Genomic DNA, 16,400 nt, shown 5'->3' with positions numbered 1-16,400 from the left:
TCTAATTCTCCTCCTTTTTAAAAAACGTTTTCATTGCTGAATATATCTTTTTCATTTCAATAGAGCCTTTAACGTGGGCAGCAAGTCTGTCGTATTCGCTTTCTTTAAAAGAACGAAAGCGGAGCGAGCGCTCAATCGGCTTCAGGCCTTTTTTCTGGCGCAGCTTATTCAAATAAAGCCATCTGAATTCATCGTTATGAAAAACATCATGCAAGTACGTGCCGAACACCTGGCCATCTCGAGCGGTACAGCCTTCCTCTGTTCCGGAGAGGACTGAAAAAGGATCTACTTTTCTTGTTTTTGCTGTTTGTCCCATATGGATCTCATACCCTGATAAAGAAATTCTGCCAAAATCTTTTAGTGAGCAATAGCCCTCTGAGCGGATGGTTTTCTTTTCGGAATAGATGGTTGTACGGACAGGAAAAATACCAAGTCCACCGAGTTCCTGATGATTTGATTCAACACCGTTTGGATCCATCAGCTTTTCGCCGAGCATTTGAAAGCCTCCGCAAATGCCTGCTAGTTGAGTTCCTTTTTCATAAGCAGATCTTATTTTGTCAAAGAGTCCTGTCTCCTTAAGAAACAGCAGGTCTTCAGCTGTGTTTTTCGTTCCAGGCAAAATGATGAGATCTGGACTTCCAAAATGCGCAGCTTTTTTAACAAAACGGATATTCACATCAGGCTCCAGTCTTAACGGATCAATATCTGTAAAGTTGGATAATCTCGGATAAGAAAGGACAGCGACGTCAAGTTCTGCATCGTGATTGGTACCGTTTGAATACTGGCTTAAAACAAGGGAATCTTCCCCATCTATTTCAAGGTCAGGCAAAAAGGGAACAACTCCAAGTACCGGAAGCCCCGTATATTCTTCAAACCAGTCCAATCCCGGCTGAAGCAGTGAAAGGTCCCCTCTGAATTTATTTATAATGACACCAATAATCCGCTTGCGGTCACACTCGCTAATGAGCTGAAGGGTCCCGACCAGACTGGCGAAAACGCCTCCTTTGTCAATATCTCCGATTAAAATCACTGGAGCTTCTGCAATTGCTGCTACTCTCATATTGACAAGCTCACGGTCATTTAAATTAACTTCTGCAGGTGAACCTGCGCCTTCTATCACAATGACCTCGTATTTGTTCGACAGCTTCCTCAGCGATTCTTTGATCGCCGCAAGGCCTAACTTGAAAAAGTCCTCTCTGTACTCGGATGCCTTCATATTTGCATAGGGCTTCCCGTGAAACACGACCTGAGATTCCGTCTCTTTTGAAGGTTTAATTAGGATAGGATTCATATCAGTTGTGGCTTCAATTCCGGCAGCTTCCGCCTGAATTCCCTGAGCTCTGCCTATTTCCTTGCCATCACTCGTAATGTAAGAATTCAGAGCCATATTTTGTGATTTAAAGGGCGCTGTTTGATAGCCATCCTCTCGAAATATCCGGCATAGTGCCGTGACGAGCATGCTTTTTCCAGCGTCAGAGTGTGTACCCTGAATCATCAGTTTTAATGTTTTTTGCTCATTAGTATTCAATCCCATATATGGCATCTACACCTTCTTCATAGTAGTGCTTTTCAACATTGATAACAGACACAAGGTCAGCGATTTCTTTTATTTCATCCTTTGCATCTCTTCCAGTCAAAACAATGTGAACATGATTTGGCCGGTTTTGAATTGTCTGTATGACGTCCTCAATAGGCAGGACGTCATCGATCGGAAACGTATGAATAGCAAGCGCATTATTGATTTCATCAAGAATAACGACATCATAATCACCGCTCAAAATCTTTTCCTTAGCGATTTGCCAGGCTGATTTTAACGCTTTCCGGTGCACATCAGGTGTTTTAGTCCAAGTGAATCCTGCTCCAAGCTGATGGATTTCAGCACCGCTGAGTTTTTCAAGCACGTTTTTTTCTCCATAGGTTCTCTCAGGTGATTTTATAAACTGCAGGATGGATACTTTCATATCTCTTCCAATCGCCCGGACAGCAAGACCGATGGATGCCGTTGTTTTTCCTTTGCCATTACCCGTATAAACAAGCAATCTTCCTTTTTGATCATTTCCTGTCATTCACGCATCTCCTCTTTTTGTCTATAAACATAAAAAAGACCTTGAACTGAATGGAAGTCAGTCAAGGCCTTTAATAAGCAAAGTCACACACACTAAGGGTACCTGACTTATTCTTCCCACCGAAAAACAAGCAATCAATCATTAAAAGCAGGTCTCCTGGCTTGCGCTTCATTTTTCATTGAACCTTCCCAACTTGAAAAGTCAGTGGCGTCTCAATGAATCTGCGCTTACAGTAGCGGGGGCTGCACCGGATTCTAACCGGTTTCCCTATTATCCTGATCACATCAGGCACTTTTAAAGAATCATATTTTTTGTTCATTGTAATCTATAAATCTGGAAATGTCATCAACTTCTTTTTCCTGAATCTGAAATAGAACTTATTTATTCAGGCTATTTCTCGATTAAGCTAAAATCCTCAAGCTCCAGGCGTGTCGTTGTTTCCATTTGAATTCTCTCGCCAAATTGCAGTTGGATCAGCTTCTTAAATAACGGGCCATCATACACAAAGGTATGATATTCTCCTGCCTCACCCATTGGACATATCTGTGTGGACTTCATTCTTTCTATAAGCTGCTGATCAATTTCCTGGCCGAGCCATGTCCCATCAAGCACATCATCCTGAGTTCTGATGATGACTGCTTTGTATCCGCTATCTGCAAAAGCATGAAGGGCTTGAGGTGCTTCATCCTTCTTCATCCATAAAGGGTACAGTGCTTCTAAGCCAGCTGATTCTGCCGCATTTTCTCCCCAGCTGCGGTGTTCATCAAGATATAAATCTCCGAAAGCTGCACTTGTAAGATGGTACTTCTTCTTCAAATCTTTAAGTGAATCTATAAAACTTTGAGTATATCCTTTAAATGTGCATCTAATAAAATGTACAGGAATACCTAAGGCTTCGCTTTGTTTTAGTATTGCTTCCATTTTCTCACCATGTCCGAACGTTCTTTCAAGCTCAACAGGTACAGTGGTTATAAGACAGGCAATTTCATGACCTTGGCCAATGAGCTTATGCAGTGCCATACAGCCATCTTTGCCGCCGCTCCATGATAGAGCAATTTTTTTCTTCATTTTTATTTCACCCCTTATGTAAGATGGTTGACCATTTATTAATCATTATGATTTATCGGAAACCTTGTGTCAAAATGAATATTAGATCACAAAAATGGCCATTCGATAAAAATCAATTCGTTTTAAAATTGAATTAATATACACCGGCTTGATTGACTTTACCGATAATTTTATAAAAAAAAACGCCGGAATGAATATTTATCCATTTAAGCGCCAAAAAGAATTGATGTTGTTTTGTTCTTTCATCTCTGGAAATTAATCAAGTGCCATTTTCATAGCCGTTCTGTATAATAGCTCCGTTCCAAGTGAGATATCCTCCATTGTTGAAAATTCTTTAGGATTATGGCTGATACCGTCTTTACAGCGGACAAAGATCATCCCATACTCACATTCGTACGACATCGCTAATGAATCATGAAAAGGGCCGCTCATCAATTCAATCGGATTCAGTCCGATATGTGCACTCTCCTTTCTCATTACCTTCATAATTCTTTCAGAGCAATACCGCGGTTCACTATTTGTATCTTCTGAAATGGTATAAGTTAAACCATGCCGTTCAGAAATGGTGTGGATTTTTTTTCTCAGCAGATTTTCAATAAAATCGCGTCTTTCAATCTCAATATCTCTTAAATCGATTGTAAAGCTGACTTTTTCCGGAATGATGTTTCGGGAGTCAGGGAAGATCTTCATGCTTCCGACTGTACCGACTGTAGGCGCAGTGACATCCTCACTTGTTAATTCATTAAGGGCAACAACAATTTTTGCAGCTCCTACCAGCGCATCCTGCCTCATATGCATGGGAACGGATCCTGCGTGACCTGCAAAGCCCTCGAGTTCTACCGTCAGCCATAATGGTCCTGATATGCCTGTAACGATTCCCACTGGTGTATCTTTTGCTTCAAGAATCGGCCCTTGTTCAATGTGGAGCTCTATAAATGCGGAAATGCTTCCAGCAGGATATTCTGAGTCCTTAAATTTTTCGGGATCACATCCAAATTCAATCAATGACTCTTTTCGCGTGATTCCATTTTTATCTGTCCGGTCTAACTCCCCTGCTTCCAGTTTGCCAAGGATTCCCCTCACTCCGAACAATCCTTTATTAAAGCGGCAGCCCTCTTCGTCACAAAATGCGACGATTTCAATTGGCATATTGGGAGTAATATTCAGCTCTTTCAATGTTTGAGCGGCCTCTAGTGCACCTAAAACACCGATTACTCCGTCAAATCTGCCCGCATACGGCTGTGAATCAATATGTGAACCAATCATTAATACGGGAGCTTCAGGATTCCTTCCTTCAAGCCGTCCGATCAGATTTCCAAAGTGATCAATTCTTGCGGTTAATCCTGCTTCTTCCATCCAGCCTTTTACTGTTTCGACTGCTTCTTTGTCTTCAGGTGACAGGGCAAGCCTGCAAACTCCGGTCTCACTGATTTTTCCTATCTGTGCAAGGGCATTTATTCTTTCTTCAAGACGTACTTTGTTTATTGTCAGAGTTTTATCAACCAAAAATATTCCTCCTTTATAATTAATAGAATATTCTGTATTAATAGTATAGGAAAAATCCTCTTATTACATGTTTCGTTATGTAAAAAGAATAATGATGAAATGTTACATTTTGTCCAGAAGAATCTTTCGCTTGTTCTCTTTCAATAATTCATCAGCTTCGTTGTGCTTTTCTTTCCATACCTATAAAATAGTAGATATAATCTAAATGACCACTGGAGGTTCCTTTCAGCTATGAAAGCAAGATATGAACTGAACAATATGAATTTGACACTCAGCAATGTCACATTACGTGATTCTGTAGATAGCTATGTTCTTTTGAAAGCTGCAGATGAAAATAACAATGAAGTAACGATTAAGCTCTCACACCATCAGGCAGAATTTCTTGAAGCAGAATTTAAAGACTTAAACCGCAGAAGAAAAAACAGCTGCTCGGGTTCCTCCCTGCATGAAAAGGATAAAACTGAGGATGAAGCTTATGATCTTTTTAATAACGAGTTTTTTAGTGAGGAAAAGTGATCCATTTTATAATTAGTTTCATACGCAAAGAAAAAAAGGTAAGTCATAGTTGACATACCTTTAGTCTTTTTTTTCGATCATTACAGATACCCCATTAAGGACAGCGTTCCCGGAAATCTCATCTATTACTTGTTCATCCGTTAAAAGATTAACATTTACAACAGCATGTTTGCTTGCTGTCTGCAGACGAGTTCCAGTTAGGCTGTGGCCCCATCCATGCGGCAGGCTCACCGTTCCAGGCATAATGTCTTCAGTAACTTGTACGATCACTTCTACTTTTCCTGTACGGGATTTCACAATAGCCTTATCCCCTTTTAGCAACTCCAATCGTCCCGCATCTACAGAATGAACCCAAAGCGTGCAGCGGTTTTCTCTTTTTACGAGTACAGGAAGATTATGCATCCAGTACTCGATAACACCTTTTAATCCCAATTACCTTCTGTATAATTAATTCCTTCGTCAGCGCCTAAGGATGCAGCAAGTTTCAATTTTTCAGAGCTGCTTGCCGTGGCAATAACCGCACCTGCACCCATCAGCTTTGCCAGTTGGACGGCTAATGTACCGACACCACCTGCTGCAGCATGAACTAAAACGGTTTCGCCTTTTTTTATTTGTCCTGATGTTTTGAGGATATGATATGCGGATAATCCTTGCCCCAATATGGATGCTGCCTGGTTAAAATCTACCTGATCCGGTATCTTTACAAGCTGAGATTGATCAAGGGAAGCAATCTCTGCATAACCGCCATCCTCTGTTAATGCAACAACACGGTCTCCCGGTTTAAAATTTGTTACTTCCGGCGAAACTTCGGCAACAATACCTGCAACCTCTGCTCCGGGTATATATGGAAGAGGTGTTTTTGCTAAATATTGACCATAACGGCGAGCTGTGTCTGCAAAATTCACTCCAGCTGCCTGCACCTTTATCAGTACTCCGCCCGCTTTTAGCGGGGGAACGGGTACATCCACTACTTGAAGGACATCTGGCTTGCCATATTCATTAAACTGAATCGCTTTCATACAGATTCATCTCCTTTTAGATCCGCTCAAAAAGATTTAATTGATTTTAAAAAACGTTTTAGCTAACGAAAAATAGCCAACATACCGACTGATTAGTATTGTATTGTTATATAAATATTTATCAGATTATTCAATTATTATTTTAATTAACAGAAAAAGAGCTGCCTTGAAGACAGCTCTTTAGACAATTGCTATTTTATTAACAAAAAACAAACTTTCACAAATTTTCATTCTGCTGCTTTATTTCATCTCCGCTTAACATAATATTCGCTTCTTCCAGATTTCTGAGTTTATCAACAGAATCTCCTTCAATATCCATTTGATTTGGAGGAGCATCATCTATTTTAGTGGAATTCTGTTTTCTGGCTGATGAGGCAGCAGAGAAATGTTGATCATTTTTTCTTTCCATGATATCCAACTCCTTTTTTAAAAGGATTTGATAATATAAAGCAGTTTATTCAAAAAAGCGTTCTGCTTCGTTTATCAATTGTCTGTAATAAATAGGTTTCCTTATTTATCCTTTTAGCATTTTTAAAATTTAAAAGCTTATAGACAAGTTTTCCTGAGCATCAACATATAGATTAGAAAACATAGATTTGATTTGGAGGAGAAATTATGCGTTTTGTCTTAATAAAAAAGAAATGGATTTTATTTGGAGCAGCTCTCTTCGCATTGGCAGGCATTGGCGGCTGGTATTACTTCAATCCTTTAGCCAACCCTGCTTTAAAAATGGAAAACAGCAGTATGAACTTAGAGATTCATATGGTGACTGGAGAATTTAAATCAAAAACGGCGGATGGCAAAGAAATTGAGGCTTATAGATGGGACCCAGGCACGATCTATATTCCTCAAGGAAAACAAGTTACATTAAATATTCATGGTGTGAATGGCAATGAACATCCATTTCGTATTGAAGGAACAGAAATTAAAGGCATTGTAAAGAAAGGCTCTAAAACGGCAATTCCTTTAAAATTTAAAGAAGAAGGCATCTATCGTCTCATTTGCGATACACATTCGCATCACGGACAAGGCGTCCCGATGGTTGCATATATAGTTGTTGATTAATAGGAATAAAAAAAGAGCTGACATGAAGTGACCCCAAAATGTTAGACACGTATCGTAAGCTGCTTTGGGCAAGAGTCCTGTAATGTACCGGGCTCTTGCCTTTAATTTTGCCTTAATCGTTTGTAATTATAGTAATCAATATACACGAGCTCTATTGTTTAACACTTTCAAATTCAAGGTGATAAAAAAACTCAGAGTTTATCGTCACCGAATAGGTTGTATAGCGTTTGATAAAAGCTCTTTCCCTGTGAAAGTGATACTGCTGGATCCAAGCGTGTAACACCCCATCTGATGCTCCAATGGATTTAGCGATCGTTTTATGTCCTTCTGTTCCTTCTGAATATCGCTTAACGGCTATAATTTTTTCTTGCGCTGTAAATTCAGCAAAAAAAACTGCATCTCCAAATGGTAGATTGTGTCCATCATTTGGGATGCCGTTCAACATCAAACTCTTTTTTTATTCTTTATCCTCTCCAAAAATCGCGATGCTTTGCCGATCTGTCACAAATTCACGTCCGTCCCACTTCAAAACATTCATCATGTATCCCAGCCCATCTGCACTATACCTGCCTGCAATATTCTGATACGCATCCAGTTCATATATACCGTCACGTTCAAAATCAACAGGGTACAGCCCTGACAGCGGAGCTACCCACCCCTCTATAGGTTCCTTTAAAGTGCCGTCTTTCTTGTAAATTTCGTTTAGGTACTCTTCCCCTTTATACCGAAGATCAAGTATATATCGTTTAGCAGGCTTTAAGCTATCCACTTGTGCTTTGAATTGATCTAGATATAAAACTTCATATTTTTTTGAATCATTAAAAGCTTCAGAGTCGAAAATCTGCTTGAAGCTCCTGTCCGTGTACGAAAATACATAGGTGTATATATAGCCGCCGCTGCCGCCGGAATTAATGACTACTAAAATATCTTTCACTTTATCGCCAGTAAAATCACCCAAAAATAAAGATGGATCATATCCTGCATTTTCTTTTAAGGGAATTTGCTGTACCTGGCCATTTCTTCCCTTGATATTAAGCGTAATATTGTTCAGATAAGAACTGTCAGGGGCAGTTTGATTGGCCGTCAAAAAAACAGTATCAGGAATGCCATCTCCTGTGACGTCTCCTATTTCTTCTGTCACAATAAATCTGTCATACTCTGCAGCAGAATAGAATTCTGCGAAAAAAGCGCTGTTTCCTTTCATATTCGCTGCCTGGTGCCATGTGTTATGATTATTTTTTAAGATCATAACATAATGCTCGCTATGCAAACGGTATGCAGCAGCTATTTCAAAAATCTGATCGCCATCTAAGTCCGCTGTAAAGATAGCGATACGATTATCTGGCTCGGTCAGCTCAAAGACCTCTGCCTCAGGAGGCAAAAATTGTTTTACAAGCGGCAAATAATGATAATTCTCACTCATTGTGCACCTCACATAAGAACATTTGTTAAACTATGATATGCACAGGCATGGTCAGTTAGGCAGAAATTAAAAGAAGTAATATAAAACTTCATGTATCGTACTAAATATAGTCAAAGGATGAATGGTATGAAAAAAATCATTATTGTAGGTGCAGGCATATTAGGTGCATCTGCTGCTTATCACTTAACAAAGCTCGGGGCTGATGTCACAGTCATTGACCGTAAAGATGCAGGACAAGCAACTGATGCTGCGGCAGGAATAGTTTGTCCCTGGGTGTCACAGCGCAGGAATCAAGCCTGGTATAAGCTTGCCAAGGGAGGAGCGAGGTACTATCCCGAACTGATTAAAGAACTTCAAAAAGATGGAGAAACAGACACGGGTTATAAACAGGTTGGCGCGATTATCCTTCATCGTGAAGAAGATAAAATCAAGAAGATCCAAGAACGGGCCTTGAAAAGAAAAGAAGATGCACCAGAAATCGGCAGCATTACTCCTTTATCCAAAGAAGAGACAAAAAATAGCTTTCCTCCACTCTCAGAAGACTTTTTCTCTGTTCATATTGAAGGAGCTGCACGTGTAGATGGACGTGCCCTAAGAGACTCCCTTTTGAGAGCTGCCGTGAAAAAGGGAGCCGTTTATATTCATGGGAATGCTAAGCTCCTATTTGAATGTGAACACGTTAAGGGAGTGTATGCTGATGGTAAAAGTCTTTATGCAGATGAGGTCATAATCTGTGCAGGAGCTTGGGCAAATGAACTATTAAAGCCACTTGGCTTGACCTTTAAAGTCACCTACCAAAAAGCTCAGATCGCCCATTTGAAAATGGAAGATGCAAATACGTCCGCCTGGCCGGTAGTCATGCCTCCCAGTGATCAATATCTGCTTGCATTCGATGAGCAGCGGATCGTGGCCGGAGCCACTCATGAAAATAATATTGAGGGGTTTGATACGAGAATCACAGCCGGCGGACTTCAGGAGGTATTTAATAAAGCTTTAGAAACAGCACCCGGCTTAGAAGAATGTACCTTTCTTGAAGCTAGAACCGGCTTTAGGCCATTCACTCCGGGCTTTTTGCCTGTTGTTGGATTCGTTCCTGGCTGGAGAGGCTTAGCAGCCGCAAATGGACTCGGAGCATCCGGGCTGACGATGGGGCCTTATATTGGTCGTGAGCTTGCAAAGCTTGCACTAGGCATGGAGCTTGAAATTGATCTTAAGCAATATGAAATAAATGGTGCATTGGGGGACTGAATCTCCCCCTCCCTATAAGAATTCTTTCAGTACTAATCCCTGATTATTCCGTGACTTGTTCCAATTAATACTTCTTTCCCTATTTGATTCCGATAAACAATTTCATATCCTGCACTCCCTTATTAAATAATAACTAAAATATACCATGTCAAGCTCATGTAAATGAATACTCATTCATTTATTGCTAAAAAAAAAGATATACGGTTACCGTATATCCTTTAAATTAGCCCGATTAACTTTAATCCGATGAAAACAAAGATCCAGCTGTCCAGCCTGTCCAAAATTCCACCATGTCCAGGAAGCAGCTTGCCCGAATCTTTTACTTTGAAGTGGCGTTTTAAAGCTGATTCTACCAGGTCCCCAACTTGACCGGCAATAGAAACGACGAAAATGAGCAGAACCGTTTCACCGTAATTGTCAAATGGCTGAAAACTCATTTGCATAATAAGGCCAATAATAAGAGCAATGATGATTCCCCCGATTGAACCTTCAATCGTCTTATTCGGGCTCACCTTTTCAGCAAGCTTCGATTTACCAAACTTTCTGCCGACAAAATAGGCTCCTGAATCAGTTGCCCAAATTGAGATTAAAACAGCTAACGTCCAGCTAAGTCCTTCATCAATTCTTGCTTCGGCCAAAAACACAAAGCCAAATCCGATATACAGAACACCGATCAGCAGCGTTCCAGCCTTTTCAATCGAATATTCAGTATTAAAGACAGTGGATGTCAAGAAAAACAAAACGAGTGCCAGCAGCACTTTAATTTGGATAATCTCAAACGTTACATTCAAAAACGGAAGCAGCGGGAGAAATAACAGGACGATTCCTGCAAGACCTACGAAATATTTCGTCCCATATTTCCGTATTTTTATGATGGTAGTTAATTCATGAAAGGCAATTATGGCCAGTACCATTGCTAAATAAGTAAACCAGAATGCCCCAATGTAAAATGGAATCATGAATAAAATCAAGATAATAATGCCGGTGATGACGCGTTCTTTCATTTGTTACACTTCCTTATCTTTTTTTCCATTAGAATTGATTGTACTATAAAGATAAGAAAAACGAAAAACAAATCTGTATTTTTATATAGATGTTTCCTGAATTCCTATTAATATCCATTAAAAAAGACCAAATGCACAAATGCACTTGGTCTGTCTTGGTATATGTAAATCAATCTTCTTCTTCTTCCATCAATTCGTCAAATGCAGCAGATACTTTATCGAACTCATCGTCGCTCTCGATTGCAGTGAAATCTCCTTCTTCGTCTACTCGAAGAAAATAAATATCAATGTCTTCTTCAGTTTCCTGCTGTATTTCTTCTACAAACCCGACTGCAACATATTCTGTGCCTTCTACTGTTAATACCCCAAGAACTTCTACTTCCTGCTCCTGATCGTTCTCATCGCTGATTGTGAAAATCTCGCCTACTTCAATTTTATCCATCGTAAAATCTCCTTCCATTAGTTGAAATTCATATGAATTCTTTGCTTTAGTTTATTTTCCCTAACTCAAGTAATAAAATCCTCTTTTAGAACCAATTTATTATAACACTTTGAAAGGAAATTACCTATTAAACGTTAAACAGCCGCAGATTCACTAATGAAGCTGTTTTTCTTTTCTTTAAACACAAATAAAAAGTAGAGAGCCCCAATAAAATAGATCATGCCGGTTATCAAAAAAACATAGGAGTAGCCCCAATAAGATCCATACTTTGCAACAATGAAAGTTGAAAGCGGCCCCATCGTTGCCCAGCCGAATGAAAACATGGATACTTGAATAAAAGACATAAAAGCTCCGCTGGCAAAAGCGAGGATGAGGAGCATCATCTCCCATTCAAAAATAGATCGGCCAAGCAGGGTCATGGAGGCAAATAATGCACCGATCAGCATCACGTTTTTTCTGCCGGTCCTATCACTCAGAAAACCAGCCGGTACCAAAAAAATCGTTTGGGCAAGTGCTGTCAGTGCAATCACATTTCCATTCGTTAATTCACTGTATCCAAGATCACGCAAATATAGATTATAAAGGGTCATGAAAATGCCCATGCCGATTTGAGTCATGATATTTGCGGCTATGGCAAGCTTGATGTTCCTGTTATACGACTGATAATTATTGATTAATTCATGCAGATACATGCTCATAAAAGTATTTCGCCTCACTAAATTTTCGTCTTCTTAAATAATAAGGCATTTATTAAAATTAACATACAATTTTTTCATTGACTGTAAAAAAAGAGCATACGGAAGCGCAGATGAGGTTCTTTGTGAATTTGCTGTCAGAGTACATCAGAATAATGAGCAAAATTACTCAAAAGCAATCACTGTCTGTCAGCATTATATTTTCAAACGCCAAGGAAATATAAAGATACAAATTAAAAAGCGGTGACATCATAGTCACCGCTTCTTGCTTATTATTATTTATAGAAAACTTTATCTACATTATATTTAGCCTGAAGCTCATTAATAATGTAAGTCTCGTAAATTTCACGATCCACTGCATTGTCTACGATGCAAACAGCAATTTCATGTACTTCATCACGGTTATTTTTGATTGGAGATACGGTATCTTCAAAATGTTTTTTGATTCTTTGTCTAAGTTTGCGAGCTTTTCCTACAAACAATAGCTCATCATTGATATTGTAAAACATAAAAATTCCGCCTTTATCGCGGGGAATTCTGTTGTAATCAGTAAAACCGTATTCACTGCTTAATGGAGCCTCAACAGGCTGGCCTTTAACCGGATTTCTAGTCAAAACAACATCTGCTCTAGGTATTTCAATTTTGATCATTAAGATTCACTTCCTATAATATGTGACTTGTTCTTATCGATTTCGTGCGAAAAATGAACTTTTGTATTATCTCATACGTATAGCGGAAAATGCCACCAAATCTAATAAAAAGACTATTCAATATATTAATTTGTTTTCGGCTATAAGGTACACATGATTTTGTTTTTCTGCGAATACGGCTGATTGCCCGGTATTGAGAGAGTCATAAACAAATGCTGAAACTGACAAAAGCGTTCCTGATGAAAGCTTAATGTGATAAACCTGCTGAGATATGACATTTATTCCTGATTCTGCAATGTCTGTTGTCTGATATTTTTCCACAACATATCCTTTATGAGTTGTGACTGTCAGTTCACTTTTAACAAAGCCTGCCCAGGCAAAGTAGAGTAAAAACGCTGATATGAATATGATGATTGTTCCAATTGGCCGCTTCATTGAAATCACCTCTGTTTAGTTATATCCAATTTCATAAACGGCATAATAAAAAGCTGCGATTTATTCCGCAGCTTTTTTCAATTTTATATCTTTTACTTTTTGATGTATTTCATCAGGCCACCATGCCCCGCAATCATCAGAAACTACGCATGCTGCACACTTTTCGAGATCATACACCTTCATTCCGGTGATTGGCGGAGAATAGAGGTGAAGCGTCACCAGGTTTGTGCCCTTAGACTCCCCCATTTTATGCACCCCTCCTTTTGGTGCAAAAAAGCTCCTTCCTTTCTCCTTTATTTCTGTAAATAATTCAGAAGGCAGCTGATTTTCTATCACTTCATAAACCGTGTTTTCAGAAACCCCGTTTATGACTTGAATCCAACCATGCGACTTCCCGTGATCATGGGGTACACATTCCAGTTCAGACCAGTTCATCACAAGTAATTCAAGTCTTTCATTTTTATATAGAAGCTTTCGGTAGTATGGTTTATTCCGTTCGTTTTTTAAGAAGGGCTTCAATTCTTCTATCTGTATGTTCAGACTTTTTAAAGCTTCCAATAATTCCATTTTCGATGCTGAATGAACACTTCCAAGAATGGTTTGCATCCTTTCAGAGAGATTCAATTCTTAAAACCTCCTCGCAAGTTCAAGTATCACTTTAAACAATATGATCAGATATCTCATCCATATGTAAAAAATTTTTTCTTTCTTCTTTATTCACTCTGTCACAACATTCGTTCTAGGTGAATAACCTAAATCGCAGAGGAGGGATTATGATGAACAATTATCAATATGGGTATTACCCTAATAATTGGCCGCAGGAAGAACCATTCGAAAATAGAGAAGATGCAATGAGCACATGCAGAAGGCATATGAATTTTTACGTCATTGCAAAAATGTCGGATGGTTCTCAAGTTGAAGGAATTATCGAGGATATGGATAATGAGGGTGTCACAATGATGATTCCTGAAGAAGTGGAAGAAAGTGAAATGAATGCAAACAGACAATATGGATATAGAAGAAGATTCAGACGGTACCGCAGACGCCGCTTTCCCTTTTACGTATTTATCTATCCATTTTTCTTCCCGTATCCATTCTATTATTAACAGCTAAAACTAAGGCAGTGAAGAGGCTTCGTATAGAAGCCTCTTTCTTCTTCTATTCATTACAAAGCAAAAATCCTGTGCTATGATAGGTATGAAATCGATACATAGTAAGGAGTTTTAAAAATGAATTCAAAAGAAACACAAGAACAAATTATCCGCAATTATCAGCGGGACGAGCAAATGATGATTCTTGTCTTTGCGCAGTGGTGCATTAATTATGATCTTGATCCTGCAGAACTTTATTTACGCGCATATCCTAACCAGGCTGAAAATCACGAATTAAGGCAAGCAATTGAGTTAACTGTGTCCAAAGAGGAAGCTGGTGAAATTTCAAACGATACCCTTCTTGGCGTACTATCCTTGTTTGGAAATGACGATCTTGCGTTTGTAGTAACGGAGGAGATTGCTAAATTGAAAAATAAATCATAATAAAAACCAACAATTAAGTTGGTTTTTTAGAATCAAAGGTTTGAAAGGTCTTTTTTCTTAGGTGGTTTTGTAATGGTATATTCTTTAATAGATCCACTCTTTGAGAAAAGATTGAATATATACTCTTTTGTCACCTTGAAATTCTCTTCAACTTTTTCAGCGATATAAGAAACTCTCTCATAAATAACCGATTTTAAGTGATCTATATCTCTTGAAATTTTCTCGGTCAAAGCTTCTTGATGACTGATTCTCTCGATTACACTCTGATGAAACACTTCTTGCAGTTCCAGCCTGTCTTTAATCTGTTCTTTAAGTTCAGCATGCGAATCCAACTGGTCTATTATTTTTTCCTGCAAACTCTCGTACGTTTTAAATCTCCCTGAAAGTTCTCTTATGGACTGATCCTGGAAAGTGAGCTGATCAATAATTGCCTGGCTTATATGACCTTCACTTAATAACTTATTCATCAATTCTTTGTTTGATTTTTCTAGACTTTCCAAACGTTCACTCATTATTCTTGATGCAGACTGCTGTGTTTCTATATTTGACAGCAGCGGTGAAGTCGCAGCTTCCTGTTTTTCTAATTGTCTGTATACAGCATGAAAGTGTTGGGTTTGCTCTGATCTAGATTCATGCAGCAAGCTGTTTAAGGTATCTGCAGCATGTGAAAGCTCAGTATTAATATGCTGCTGGTGTTTCATAAACTCTTGCATATAATTTACACGGAAACATTCCTGGTTTGAAGTACTCGCTTTTTCAGGAATCGTTATATAAGCCTTTGATTGACCTTTATTGCTGTCATTTTTGGACACGTTTTTCCTCCTTTCTTCCCTATTCATTCTTTATAGTCTATGTAGGTGTCTTTGACCATGTGACCCGCATCTATTTGTGCTCCGTTTAAAAAAATGGGAATGTGAAATAATGGGAAACAGAAAAATATACGAAATCGAGGAATACAGGAGACTTCTTAGTTCGGATAGATACCAAGAAATGATTTTTCATGTTGAACCAATTTTCAGGTTGGGGATAAATCTTTGCCGGCATCTTTTTTCATTTGAACGTGATCAAGATGCCATTCCTTAAAGTCATATGATTTGATGCGGTGTAAGGGCTTTCAATTATGAAAGCATCGATTGTTTTTGTTATGTGATTACATGATTAATCTATAAATTAAATGGCACTGATTTTACAGGAGCTCTAATTTAAAAGAATCTGGGACATATGTCAGTTTGAAAAGCCTAAAACTGCCAAACTATTTAAGTAAGGACTTAAATTTATTATTTACGCAGACCTTTATTTCTCTTTCAAGTTTTTTTGATTGAACGAACACTTTGAAATCTTCTTTTGAGACATCAGATTTTATTGCTGTTTCGACCAAGAATGCCAATTCTTTATTTGATATTATCGTTTTCATTATAGTCCTCCTGTATCTGAATTAGTATAATATTCGTTTTTAAGAACGCTTTTCCGAGGGTTCATTAAAATTTGCTATTTAAATCCATGATTAAGGGCATAATAGGTGTGGAGGTGAATGAAAATGAGCAGTAAATTTACAGGATCAAACCGCGGTAAAGCAGCACCAAGCGTGAATCCACAAGGCCAAGGAAAAGATACTGAGTTTTCAACTGAACCTAAAAGCGAGCTTGAGAATCGAGCTAAAAAATCCAATACGAAAATTTAGAAACCAGGAGGCACTGCTGCCTCCCTTCCCTTCACTCTATATCAGTC

22 protein-coding genes, 1 pseudogene and 1 riboswitch are annotated in these 16,400 nt (G+C 38.7%); of the genes and pseudogenes, 6 read left to right on the top strand and 17 right to left on the bottom strand.

The annotated features are described in order from the left end of the window. Position 1: 1 nt before the first annotated feature. The 4 genes from QFZ72_RS14880 to QFZ72_RS14865 all read right to left on the bottom strand — a co-directional run bounded on the left by QFZ72_RS14880 (position 2) and on the right by QFZ72_RS14865 (position 4,640). Entirely contained in the window at positions 2–1,534 is a 1,533-nt protein-coding gene (locus QFZ72_RS14880; RefSeq protein ID WP_307434596.1) for a cobyric acid synthase, read from the bottom strand. Then, complete coding sequence (locus tag QFZ72_RS14875) at positions 1,518–2,066, bottom strand: cob(I)yrinic acid a,c-diamide adenosyltransferase (protein WP_307434591.1); 549 nt, start codon at positions 2,064–2,066, stop codon at positions 1,518–1,520. Before QFZ72_RS14875 ends, QFZ72_RS14880 begins: the two co-directional genes overlap by 17 nt. A 129-nt stretch (positions 2,067–2,195) precedes the next feature. After that, positions 2,196–2,377: riboswitch (cobalamin riboswitch) on the bottom strand. A 79-nt stretch (positions 2,378–2,456) separates the two neighbouring features. Continuing rightward, positions 2,457–3,134: a Dph6-related ATP pyrophosphatase gene (locus tag QFZ72_RS14870; RefSeq protein ID WP_307434589.1), complete on the bottom strand. Its 678-nt coding sequence runs from the start codon at positions 3,132–3,134 to the stop codon at positions 2,457–2,459. A 255-nt stretch (positions 3,135–3,389) separates the two neighbouring features. Next, positions 3,390–4,640: a M20 family metallo-hydrolase gene (locus QFZ72_RS14865; protein ID WP_373464566.1), complete on the bottom strand. Its 1,251-nt coding sequence runs from the start codon at positions 4,638–4,640 to the stop codon at positions 3,390–3,392. A gap of 231 nt (positions 4,641–4,871) precedes the next feature. Here QFZ72_RS14865 and QFZ72_RS14860 point away from each other — a divergent pair, with 231 nt between their 5' ends. Next, on the top strand, positions 4,872–5,156 hold the full coding sequence (locus tag QFZ72_RS14860) for a hypothetical protein (protein ID WP_307434586.1): 285 nt from the start codon (positions 4,872–4,874) through the stop codon (positions 5,154–5,156). Positions 5,157–5,216: 60 nt separating this feature from the next. On the opposite strand, the gene QFZ72_RS14855 is transcribed toward QFZ72_RS14860, so the two are convergent. The 3 genes and pseudogenes from QFZ72_RS14855 to QFZ72_RS14845 form a co-directional block, all read right to left on the bottom strand. Continuing rightward, positions 5,217–5,558, bottom strand: coding sequence for a molybdopterin dinucleotide binding domain-containing protein (locus QFZ72_RS14855; RefSeq protein ID WP_373464695.1), 342 nt, complete (start codon positions 5,556–5,558; stop codon positions 5,217–5,219). 23 nt (positions 5,559–5,581) lie between these two features. Further along, a pseudogene (locus tag QFZ72_RS14850) lies at positions 5,582–6,175 on the bottom strand (quinone oxidoreductase family protein); the annotation flags it as partial. Positions 6,176–6,392: 217 nt separating this feature from the next. Next, positions 6,393–6,584, bottom strand: coding sequence for a hypothetical protein (locus tag QFZ72_RS14845; RefSeq protein ID WP_307434578.1), 192 nt, complete (start codon positions 6,582–6,584; stop codon positions 6,393–6,395). Between the two features lie 206 nt (positions 6,585–6,790). Between QFZ72_RS14845 and QFZ72_RS14840 the strand changes: the two genes are divergently transcribed. Then, on the top strand, positions 6,791–7,240 hold the full coding sequence (locus QFZ72_RS14840; RefSeq protein WP_307434575.1) for a cupredoxin domain-containing protein: 450 nt from the start codon (positions 6,791–6,793) through the stop codon (positions 7,238–7,240). Between the two features lie 151 nt (positions 7,241–7,391). On the opposite strand, the gene QFZ72_RS14835 is transcribed toward QFZ72_RS14840, so the two are convergent. Beyond that, positions 7,392–7,682: a transposase gene (locus QFZ72_RS14835; RefSeq protein WP_307434571.1), complete on the bottom strand. Its 291-nt coding sequence runs from the start codon at positions 7,680–7,682 to the stop codon at positions 7,392–7,394. A 15-nt stretch (positions 7,683–7,697) separates the two neighbouring features. Beyond that, positions 7,698–8,444, bottom strand: coding sequence for a PliI family lysozyme inhibitor of I-type lysozyme (locus QFZ72_RS14830; RefSeq protein WP_373464694.1), 747 nt, complete (start codon positions 8,442–8,444; stop codon positions 7,698–7,700). A gap of 345 nt (positions 8,445–8,789) precedes the next feature. On the opposite strand from QFZ72_RS14830, the gene QFZ72_RS14825 reads away from it, so the two are divergent. Beyond that, positions 8,790–9,911 carry an NAD(P)/FAD-dependent oxidoreductase gene (locus tag QFZ72_RS14825; protein ID WP_307434566.1) on the top strand — a complete coding sequence of 374 codons (1,122 nt, stop codon included), beginning with the start codon at positions 8,790–8,792 and terminating at the stop codon, positions 9,909–9,911. Between the two features lie 218 nt (positions 9,912–10,129). On the opposite strand, the gene QFZ72_RS14820 is transcribed toward QFZ72_RS14825, so the two are convergent. From QFZ72_RS14820 to QFZ72_RS14795, 6 genes are all read right to left on the bottom strand, one after another. Then, complete coding sequence (locus tag QFZ72_RS14820) at positions 10,130–10,915, bottom strand: phosphatidate cytidylyltransferase (RefSeq protein ID WP_307434563.1); 786 nt, start codon at positions 10,913–10,915, stop codon at positions 10,130–10,132. Between the two features lie 169 nt (positions 10,916–11,084). Further along, the gene (locus tag QFZ72_RS14815) at positions 11,085–11,357 is read right to left on the bottom strand and encodes a DUF1292 domain-containing protein (RefSeq protein ID WP_307434560.1); all 273 of its coding nucleotides are present in this window, start codon (positions 11,355–11,357) and stop codon (positions 11,085–11,087) included. 134 nt (positions 11,358–11,491) lie between these two features. Then, on the bottom strand, positions 11,492–12,055 hold the full coding sequence (locus QFZ72_RS14810; protein ID WP_307434558.1) for an MFS transporter: 564 nt from the start codon (positions 12,053–12,055) through the stop codon (positions 11,492–11,494). 272 nt (positions 12,056–12,327) lie between these two features. Next, complete coding sequence (locus tag QFZ72_RS14805; RefSeq protein WP_070877419.1) at positions 12,328–12,702, bottom strand: nucleotide excision repair endonuclease; 375 nt, start codon at positions 12,700–12,702, stop codon at positions 12,328–12,330. A 117-nt stretch (positions 12,703–12,819) separates the two neighbouring features. Beyond that, positions 12,820–13,137: a hypothetical protein gene (locus tag QFZ72_RS14800; RefSeq protein ID WP_307434552.1), complete on the bottom strand. Its 318-nt coding sequence runs from the start codon at positions 13,135–13,137 to the stop codon at positions 12,820–12,822. A 60-nt stretch (positions 13,138–13,197) separates the two neighbouring features. After that, the gene (locus QFZ72_RS14795; protein WP_307434551.1) at positions 13,198–13,761 is read right to left on the bottom strand and encodes a cysteine dioxygenase; all 564 of its coding nucleotides are present in this window, start codon (positions 13,759–13,761) and stop codon (positions 13,198–13,200) included. A gap of 152 nt (positions 13,762–13,913) precedes the next feature. On the opposite strand from QFZ72_RS14795, the gene QFZ72_RS14790 reads away from it, so the two are divergent. Together QFZ72_RS14790 and QFZ72_RS14785 are read left to right on the top strand one after the other, a co-directional pair. Beyond that, complete coding sequence (locus tag QFZ72_RS14790; RefSeq protein WP_307434548.1) at positions 13,914–14,243, top strand: hypothetical protein; 330 nt, start codon at positions 13,914–13,916, stop codon at positions 14,241–14,243. Between the two features lie 123 nt (positions 14,244–14,366). Continuing rightward, complete coding sequence (locus QFZ72_RS14785) at positions 14,367–14,672, top strand: hypothetical protein (RefSeq protein ID WP_307434546.1); 306 nt, start codon at positions 14,367–14,369, stop codon at positions 14,670–14,672. A gap of 32 nt (positions 14,673–14,704) precedes the next feature. On the opposite strand, the gene QFZ72_RS14780 is transcribed toward QFZ72_RS14785, so the two are convergent. Further along, the gene (locus QFZ72_RS14780) at positions 14,705–15,484 is read right to left on the bottom strand and encodes a hypothetical protein (protein ID WP_307434543.1); all 780 of its coding nucleotides are present in this window, start codon (positions 15,482–15,484) and stop codon (positions 14,705–14,707) included. 440 nt (positions 15,485–15,924) lie between these two features. Continuing rightward, positions 15,925–16,086: a hypothetical protein gene (locus tag QFZ72_RS14775; RefSeq protein ID WP_307434540.1), complete on the bottom strand. Its 162-nt coding sequence runs from the start codon at positions 16,084–16,086 to the stop codon at positions 15,925–15,927. A 123-nt stretch (positions 16,087–16,209) separates the two neighbouring features. On the opposite strand from QFZ72_RS14775, the gene sspL reads away from it, so the two are divergent. Then, positions 16,210–16,353: a small, acid-soluble spore protein L gene (sspL, locus tag QFZ72_RS14770; protein WP_252205533.1), complete on the top strand. Its 144-nt coding sequence runs from the start codon at positions 16,210–16,212 to the stop codon at positions 16,351–16,353. The last annotated feature ends 47 nt before the right edge of the window (positions 16,354–16,400 follow it).

The organism is Bacillus sp. V2I10 (assembly GCF_030817055.1).
GTDB lineage: Bacteria > Bacillota > Bacilli > Bacillales > Bacillaceae > Bacillus_P.
The sequence above is the reverse complement of the archived record's forward strand: the minus strand, read 5'-3'. Positions and strand labels throughout refer to the sequence as shown.

What these genes read in the sequence shown, in the direction of transcription:
- QFZ72_RS14880 (WP_307434596.1), bottom strand. Translation starts at nt 1,534, where the DNA reads ATGGGATTGAATACTAATGAGCAAAAAACATTAAAACTGATGATTCAG.
- QFZ72_RS14875 (WP_307434591.1), bottom strand. Translation starts at nt 2,066, where the DNA reads ATGACAGGAAATGATCAAAAAGGAAGATTGCTTGTTTATACGGGTAAT.
- QFZ72_RS14870 (WP_307434589.1), bottom strand. Translation starts at nt 3,134, where the DNA reads ATGAAGAAAAAAATTGCTCTATCATGGAGCGGCGGCAAAGATGGCTGT.
- QFZ72_RS14860 (WP_307434586.1), top strand. Translation starts at nt 4,872, where the DNA reads ATGAAAGCAAGATATGAACTGAACAATATGAATTTGACACTCAGCAAT.
- QFZ72_RS14855 (WP_373464695.1), bottom strand. Translation starts at nt 5,558, where the DNA reads ATGCATAATCTTCCTGTACTCGTAAAAAGAGAAAACCGCTGCACGCTT.
- QFZ72_RS14845 (WP_307434578.1), bottom strand. Translation starts at nt 6,584, where the DNA reads ATGGAAAGAAAAAATGATCAACATTTCTCTGCTGCCTCATCAGCCAGA.
- QFZ72_RS14840 (WP_307434575.1), top strand. Translation starts at nt 6,791, where the DNA reads ATGCGTTTTGTCTTAATAAAAAAGAAATGGATTTTATTTGGAGCAGCT.
- QFZ72_RS14830 (WP_373464694.1), bottom strand. Translation starts at nt 8,444, where the DNA reads ATGAAAGGAAACAGCGCTTTTTTCGCAGAATTCTATTCTGCTGCAGAG.
- QFZ72_RS14825 (WP_307434566.1), top strand. Translation starts at nt 8,790, where the DNA reads ATGAAAAAAATCATTATTGTAGGTGCAGGCATATTAGGTGCATCTGCT.
- QFZ72_RS14820 (WP_307434563.1), bottom strand. Translation starts at nt 10,915, where the DNA reads ATGAAAGAACGCGTCATCACCGGCATTATTATCTTGATTTTATTCATG.
- QFZ72_RS14815 (WP_307434560.1), bottom strand. Translation starts at nt 11,357, where the DNA reads ATGGATAAAATTGAAGTAGGCGAGATTTTCACAATCAGCGATGAGAAC.
- QFZ72_RS14810 (WP_307434558.1), bottom strand. Translation starts at nt 12,055, where the DNA reads ATGAGCATGTATCTGCATGAATTAATCAATAATTATCAGTCGTATAAC.
- QFZ72_RS14805 (WP_070877419.1), bottom strand. Translation starts at nt 12,702, where the DNA reads ATGATCAAAATTGAAATACCTAGAGCAGATGTTGTTTTGACTAGAAAT.
- QFZ72_RS14800 (WP_307434552.1), bottom strand. Translation starts at nt 13,137, where the DNA reads ATGAAGCGGCCAATTGGAACAATCATCATATTCATATCAGCGTTTTTA.
- QFZ72_RS14790 (WP_307434548.1), top strand. Translation starts at nt 13,914, where the DNA reads ATGAACAATTATCAATATGGGTATTACCCTAATAATTGGCCGCAGGAA.
- QFZ72_RS14785 (WP_307434546.1), top strand. Translation starts at nt 14,367, where the DNA reads ATGAATTCAAAAGAAACACAAGAACAAATTATCCGCAATTATCAGCGG.
- QFZ72_RS14775 (WP_307434540.1), bottom strand. Translation starts at nt 16,086, where the DNA reads ATGAAAACGATAATATCAAATAAAGAATTGGCATTCTTGGTCGAAACA.
- sspL (WP_252205533.1), top strand. Translation starts at nt 16,210, where the DNA reads ATGAGCAGTAAATTTACAGGATCAAACCGCGGTAAAGCAGCACCAAGC.